The sequence below is a fragment of the Indolivaga capnocytophagoides DSM 22835 genome, assembly GCF_000426485.1.
GTDB classification, from domain to species: domain Bacteria; phylum Bacteroidota; class Bacteroidia; order Bacteroidales; family Dysgonomonadaceae; genus Dysgonomonas_A; species Dysgonomonas_A capnocytophagoides.
Genome location: NZ_AUFL01000030.1, coordinates 1 through 7,714 on the forward strand (window position 1 = coordinate 1; position 7,714 = coordinate 7,714).

A 7,714-nucleotide genomic window follows, 5' to 3' on the forward strand; every position below is an offset into this window, starting at 1 on the left:
CCATCGACCAGGATATTTTAGGGGTAATTATAAAGTTTTTTCAGGGGGCAATTTAGATTTGGCACGAGGGGGCAACGCTCACTGGATTTTCCAAGGTACAAGCAGGAGCATTTGATATTGCTCTTACTCATCGTGAATTTGAATTACTCGAATTTCTCATAAAAAATAAAGGGAATGTTTGTAAAAGAGAGGAAATAATAGAAAAAGTATGGGGTATAAACTTCGAGTATGACACAGGGGTAATTGACGTGTTTATCAATGCTATACGCAAAAAGCTAAATTTGGATAAGGTCAACGGATATATCAAGACCGTGAGAGGTGTAGGATACATTGCCAACGAATAAAAATGAAGAATTTTTCTTTCAGAAACAGGATAGCACTCAATTATATAATCACAACAGCACTACTGATTGGGATTGTATTCGTTACTATATTTATCGTGGTAGAAATCGGTGTATCCAATCATCTGAATGATGACCTGCAAACTGAAGTCGATCGTCACTCGCAGGAAGTGGAAGTAAAAAACAGAACGATTGCTCTGAAAAGGCATAAAGAGTGGATGGAACGCGAACACAATACGGTGGGCGTTGATCCGGTGTTTATCGAGTTTCTCGATATTGACGGAAACCTGATCGACAAATCTCCTAATCTGAAAGAAAGCCATCTCCTATACGATCTGAAGCAGAAAGATAATGTATTCTTCGATGGCGAACTTGCCGAAAAACGGATCAGGCAGGTACAAGTGCCTATTTTGGATGAAAGAGGAGAAAGGGTCGGACATCTATTGGTTGCAGTGGCACGGGAAGGCTCGGAGGTTGTATTGGAGACATTAGGTCGTATACTCCTTACTACCTATCCCTTTATTTTGATAATTTTATTTTTTGTCGCTCGGTTCATCGCAGGTCGGAGCATCAAACCCATCAATGAAATTATTGACACATCGAACCGTATTACCAAAGATAATCTCACTTCCCGTATTCCTTTACCTCATAACAAAGACGAACTTTATGTTCTTTCCGATACGATAAATCAACTTCTTGATCGTATAGAAAAAGCCATCGAACGGGAAAAGTCTTTTACATCCTATGCTTCTCACGAGTTCCGGACACCTTTGGCTGTACTGAAAGGAACACTCGAAGTCCTTATCAGGAAGCCACGCCAACAAGAAGAATACGAAGAGAAAGTGAACTATTGCATTAAGGAAGTAGATCGTTTGAACCATTTGGTAGATGAACTCCTTATCCTTACCCGATATGAGAATCTGAAGCAATCGTTAAAATGGGAGAACACTGACATTAAAATGATTGTCGATGAAAGTCTGAAATACCTTGAGCGGAATATACAGCAAAAAAATATGCGTATTCTAACAAATATTTCATCCAGAGGCATTCCTTTAAGAACGGATATATATTTACTTTCTACCATCATCCATAATATCCTTTCCAATGCCATTAAATATTCACACCGGGACAGCGAGATAGAAATAAATGTGCAAGCGGAAGACAATATCATCCTCCTCGAAATAGCAGATAAGGGAATAGGTATTTCCGAAGAAGATATGGCGAAGATTTTTGATAAATTCTATCGCTCCACAGATCATACCGATATCAAGGGTTTTGGTTTGGGATTACCTATTGTAAAACGATTCTGTTCCTTGTTAAATATCAAGATACAAATAAACAGTAAAGATGGTGTAGGAACTGCTGTCAAACTACAGATACCTCAATCTTAAGCAAATCTTAAGGAAACTCGTTTAACATATCTCTACCTTTGCTTGTTATAAGAACAGGTGAAAAAAATAGAAGGTAGATGTTAGAAAAAATTATACGGTTTAGTCTTAACCGCAAACTTATTGTTTTACTTTTTACAGCAGTCATATTCCTATATGGCATTTATTCGGTATTCCATATACCCATTGGTGCTGTACCCGATATTACCAATAATCAGGTACAGGTTATTACCACTTCTACCAATTTGTCGACCGAGGATATTGAGCAGTTTATTACCTATCCTATCGAGATGGAAATGGCTAATCTGCCCGGAGTTCAGGAAATACGTTCCATATCTAAGTTTGGTCTGTCTGTTGTAACTATTGTATTTGACGAAGACATGGGGACTTACCTTCCCCGCCAATTGATAGCCGAAAAGATAAAGACTGCATCCGAGCTTATCCCAGAAGGCTTTGGCTCTCCCGAAATGGGACCTATATCCACCGGCTTGGGAGAGGTCTATCAATATGTATTGGACGTAAAACCTGAATTTAAGGATAGATATTCGGTTGCCGATCTGCGTACCATACAGGATTGGATTGTAAAGCGGCAGCTATCGGGTATTCCCGGAGTAGTCGAAATCAATACTTGGGGAGGTTATCTCAAACAATACGAAGTAGCTATCAATCCATCCCGATTGAAGGCAATGAATATTACTACAGGAGAGATAGTAACTGCACTGGAAAAGAACAACAGTGTGGCAGGAGGGGCTTATATAGAAAAGGTCAATCAAAGCTATTTCATTCGTGGAGAAGGGAAAATAAACTCCATAGAGGACATCGAAAACATCGTTGTGAAGAATGTAGACGGAATCTCTGTCCTAGTCAAAGATATTGCCACCGTACAATTTGGCAGTGCCAATCGTTTCGGGGCTATCACCGGCAATGGTGAGGGCGAAAAAGTGCTCGGTCAGATAATGATGCTCAAAGGGGCAGACTCCAAAGAAACCATCAACGCCATAAAAGAACGAGTGGATGAAGTACAGAAAGCCTTGCCCGAAGGTGTGTACATCAACGCTTTTTTGGAACGAAGCGAACTTGTTGCCAAAACTACTTTTACGGTTGCCGAGAATCTTATCTTGGGATGTCTGATTGTAATATTTGTAGTTGTTTTATTATTAGGAAATTTCCGTTCGGGACTTGTCGTTGCATCGGTTATACCTCTCTCGCTGTTATTTGCTATTTCGCTGATGCGAATATTCGGAATAGATGCCAACCTCATGAGTCTGGGAGCGATTGACTTCGGTATCATTATAGACGGAGCTGTTATTATAGTCGAATTTGTGTCGGCACAAATGACGGCGAATTCGTCTAAATTAGGTCATCTGTCTGCATCTGATAGAAAAAAAGAAATAGATAGAATAACCTTGGGGAGTTCGTCTACCATGATGAATTCTGCTATTTTCGGGCAATTGATAATCCTAATTGTTTTCATCCCCATTCTTTCGCTATCGGGGGTAGAAGGGAAAATGTTCCGTCCGATGGCTCTAACATTCAGTTTTGCCCTTGTGGGAGCTATGTTGTTATGTTTGACCTATGTTCCGGTAGCTTCTTCTTTACTTATAAAACCGCAAGAACAAAAGAGAAACGGAATATCTGTCAGCATTATCAGGCTATTAACAAGATGCTACTTGCCTGCTATCACATGGGCATTGAAGCATACAAAAAAAACGTTAGCCGGAGCTGTCGCTCTGCTTATTTTAGCTATTGTAATATTTACTCGTATGGGTGGCGAATTTATACCGCAATTGGATGAAGGCGATTTTGTAATTCAACCTGTACTGAAAACGGGTACGTCTCTTGCTAAAACCATCGAAACCACCACCTTGATTGAGAAAACAATCCTGAATAAATTCCCCGAAGTAGACCAGATCGTGAGTCGTATCGGTGCTGCCGAAGTACCTACCGACCCTATGTCGATGGAAGAAAGCGACATTATAGTGAAAATGAAACCAAAAAGCGAATGGGTATCAGCCAAATCGAAAGACGAATTGGCCGATAAAATAAAAGATGAATTGGAAGCCACCATTCCCAATATGGAGATTGAGTTTACTCAACCCATCGAAATGCGTTTCAATGAACTTATTTCGGGTACACGTTCCGATGTAGCTATCAAGATTTTCGGCGAGGATTTAGGAATACTGGCTGAAAAAGCCGAACAAATAAAACAGGCTATATCCAACGTGGAGGGAGCAGCCGATATTATTGTGGAAAAGATAGACGGGCTTCCGCAAATGACAGTCGAATACAACCGCACACGCATCGCCCAATACGGATTGAATATTTCGGACATCAACGATGTTGTGTCCTTATCCTTTGCCGGTGCTACGGTAGGAAATGTATTTGAGGGAGAACGGCGTTTCGACTTGGTAATACGCTTGGAAGAAAATCTACGTAATGATATTGAAGATTTAAAAAACTTGTATGTGTCTCTCCCTGATGGTGGGCAGATTCCATTGCGAGAGCTGGCGAAAGTGGAATATACCGAAGGTCCTGCCAAAATATCGCGTGACGATACCAAACGTCGTGTTGTAATTGGGGTTAATGTGCGTAATCGTGATATGGAAAGTGTAGTGAAGGATATCTCGACAATCATCAATGAAAAAGTCAATCTTCCTCCCGGATATACAGTAACTTATGGTGGGCAATTCGAAAATATGCAGAATGCCCTTACCCGACTGAAGATAGCCGTTCCTGTGGCTTTGTGTCTCATCTTCGTTCTATTATATTTTGCTTTCGGGTCGATACGGGAAACTATGCTTGTATTCACCGCCATACCTCTGTCGGCAGTAGGTGGTATATTATTGCTATGGATGAGGGGAATGCCTTTCAGCATATCGGCCGGAGTGGGATTTATTGCCTTGTTTGGTATAGCTGTACTCAACGGGATTGTACTCGTGGAACACTTGAAAGATTTGAAACACAGAGGGATGAAAAATGTAGACGAATTGATACTGAAAGGAACTGTCGACAGGCTTCGCCCTGTTACCCTCACAGCAGCAGCGGCAGCACTCGGATTCCTTCCGATGGCTATTTCTTCTTCAGCAGGGGCAGAGGTACAGCGTCCATTAGCAACGGTGGTCATAGGCGGATTGTTTACAGCTACGCTACTTACAATGATAGTCCTGCCTATTCTTTTCAAAATGTTTGACAAAAATTTGACGAATGATGAAGAAGATATTTAAAAATATAGCGCTTGGTTGCTTATTGGCATTTAACTCAATGGTTTATTCGCAAGATAATAATTCCGAGTTGAATAAGCTGATAGAAATGGCACTTGCCAATAACAAGGAATTAAGTTCATGTAAGTTGCAGTCCGAATCGTCAAAGGCCAATATCGGAACGGCTTTCGATATTGATAAAACGACTGTTTATTATGGATACGATGAAAATAATATTGCTCCGAATGATAAAGCATTGAGGGTATTCGGTGTTGAGCAAACCTTTTCTTTCCCTACTGTATATGGTGCAAAACGTGGTGTCTACAAATCGCAATGGGAACAGAATAAAGCATTGTACGAAATACAAAAGAATAAGCTGATATTGGATATTTCGCTGGTGTATGAGCAAATTGTTTATACGCAGAATAAAGAGAAGATGTATGCGGAGCTTGACAGCTTGTATTCAGCCTTCTCGAAAGCAGGTAGCCGAAAATTCGAATTGGGAGAGAGTAATTATCTGGAAAAGATTACGGCAGAAGCCAAATCGAAACAGATTCATACGACACTGATTCAGTTGAAAAGTCAGAAACAGGCCTTGTATGAACAACTGAAATCGTTGGTACAAAGTGAAGAGAATTTTCAGGTAGTTAACGACCGGTTGAGTTTATTGTATCTTGAAAATGCAAGCATTGGGAAAGAGTTGCAAAAGAAATATTTGGAAACAACAAGCAATACCTATTCGTCACAATTGAAGTTGCAGAATCAGAACTGGCTACCCGACCTGAGCATTGAATTATTTACAGGGACAAATAAGAATTTGGGGTACCGACAAAATGGATTTCAAATTGGTATAGCTATTCCTTTGTTTTTCAATGGAAATCTCTCGAAACGAAAAACGGCCAAGTTGGAGCAACAAAGTTGGGAAGCCATGCGTAGCAACCGTGAAATAAAGATGGAGAGTTTTTATATGCAGAAACAAGCCGAATTGAACCAACACAGGGAAATGATTAAATATTATACTGAGAATGGGCAATCGCTATCGAAAGAAATCATAAAGACCGCTGATATGAGCTACAAAAACGGCGAAATTGACTTTTTTCAGTATATACAAAGTATGGAAAATGCGATTAGTATAGAGGTCGATTATCTGAATAATGTCCTTGCTTACAATACATCTTATCTGGAGTTACACTATTTTAATTTTAATGAATGATGAAAAAATATTCCTATATATTATTTGCGTTGGCAATTGGCATTTTAAGTTCGTGCGGAGGAGAGAACAAATCGACTGGAGAAGAGTCTGTTTCGCCGGAAGATAGTTCTTTAATAGAGATTACAAAAGAGCAATTTAGCTCCATGAATATGGAGATAGCCCCATTGCAAGAACATGAGTTTGATGCCGTAGTAAGAGCATCAGGAAAAATAGACGTCCCTCCTCAGAAGCGAGCAAAAGTAACTTCGTTCGTAGCTGGATTTGTTAAATCTACCTCATTATTAGTGGGTAGTAAAGTAACCAAAGGGCAAGCTCTGCTTACTTTAGAAAGTCCTGAGTATATTGATATGCAGCAATCGTATATGGAAATAAGCAGTCAGTTGAGCTATCTGAAATCGGAATACGAAAGGCAGAAGACCTTGTTTGAAGAAAAAATATCGTCTCAAAAGAAATATCTGGAAGCAGAAAGTGAATACAAAAGGGCAAAAGCGACCCACGAAAGCCTTCGGCAGAAATTGAATATGCTCCGTATCAATCCCAATATGGTAGAACAAGGGAAATTAGCTTCCTCAATCACGGTATATGCTCCCGTTTCGGGCGATGTGACACTGATCAATATCAATGTTGGCATGGCAATATCTCCTACCGATGTACTGATAGAAATTGTAGATACAAAAGCAATGCACTTAGAATTGGCTGTATTTGAGAAGGATATATTCAACCTAAAAACAGGCCAAAGGATAAAGTTTGTGATACCACAGGTTTCGACTGATGAGTTTGAAGCCCGTATATCTCAGATAGGTAAATCGATAGAAGGAAAAGACCGGATTATAAACGTATACGCCACATTAGACGATAATGCAAAGGAAAAGTTGATGACAGGGATGTTTGTAGAAGCCCGTATTGTAGCCGATTCTCGAAATGCTTTGAGCGTACCATTCGATGCGGTTGCATCAGAAGAGGGAAGCCATTTCCTGTTAATTCTGGAATCGGAAAAAGAGGGAAATTATACTTTCCGAAAGACCTTAGTAAAAACAGGCGAACGGAATGGTGATTGGATCGAAATTATTTCTGATAATAAATTAAATTCCGATACTAAAGTGTTGGTTAAAGGGGTATATGATGTAATGTGATTTTGTCAATCACTACTCATGAGATTGTAAATTAAACTTCTTCCATCTGACATCCAAAATTATAAGCCGTCAATAAACCATCAAGGTCAGGCTCTGAAGAGTTTCGCTACAAATCTTCCTGACTATCGTCAGCGTATTTGTAGCGAAAACCTTGTCTTGTTTATTCCCGACTTTATAGGCGATGTATATCAGTTGTTAAAAGAAAAGATGTATGGGTTTTGCTATTATTCCACCACCCACTTATCCCTCATTTCTTGTACTATATCCTCATCATGTAAATGAGTATAAATATCCTTGATATCATTCCCCTCGGCATGACCCATAATACGCTCGGCAATACCGTCTGGAAAATCCAGTGAGCGTTGCCCCCTCGTGCCAAATCTAAATTGCCCCCTGAAAAAACTTTATAATTACCCCTAAAATATCCTGGTCGATGGGG

At 39.9% G+C, this 7,714-nt stretch carries 5 protein-coding genes; all 5 read left to right on the forward strand.

Annotated elements, in window-relative coordinates; genetic code table 11:
• The first annotated feature begins 116 nt into the window (after window positions 1-116).
• The 5 genes from K322_RS20680 to K322_RS0113255 all read left to right on the forward strand — a co-directional run bounded on the left by K322_RS20680 (window position 117) and on the right by K322_RS0113255 (window position 7,275).
• Window positions 117-344: a winged helix-turn-helix domain-containing protein gene (locus tag K322_RS20680; RefSeq protein WP_260203883.1), complete on the forward strand. Its 228-nt coding sequence runs from the start codon at window positions 117-119 to the stop codon at window positions 342-344.
• A gap of 2 nt (window positions 345-346) precedes the next feature.
• Window positions 347-1,732, forward strand: coding sequence for a sensor histidine kinase (locus K322_RS0113245; RefSeq protein WP_026627315.1), 1,386 nt, complete (start codon window positions 347-349; stop codon window positions 1,730-1,732).
• Window positions 1,733-1,809: 77 nt separating this feature from the next.
• The gene (locus K322_RS19430) at window positions 1,810-4,953 is read left to right on the forward strand and encodes an efflux RND transporter permease subunit (protein ID WP_051290799.1); all 3,144 of its coding nucleotides are present in this window, start codon (window positions 1,810-1,812) and stop codon (window positions 4,951-4,953) included.
• Complete coding sequence (locus K322_RS20355) at window positions 4,934-6,142, forward strand: TolC family protein (protein WP_260203881.1); 1,209 nt, start codon at window positions 4,934-4,936, stop codon at window positions 6,140-6,142. Before K322_RS19430 ends, K322_RS20355 begins: the two co-directional genes overlap by 20 nt.
• Window positions 6,139-7,275: an efflux RND transporter periplasmic adaptor subunit gene (locus K322_RS0113255; protein ID WP_260203882.1), complete on the forward strand. Its 1,137-nt coding sequence runs from the start codon at window positions 6,139-6,141 to the stop codon at window positions 7,273-7,275. Before K322_RS20355 ends, K322_RS0113255 begins: the two co-directional genes overlap by 4 nt.
• Window positions 7,276-7,714: the final 439 nt, after the last annotated feature.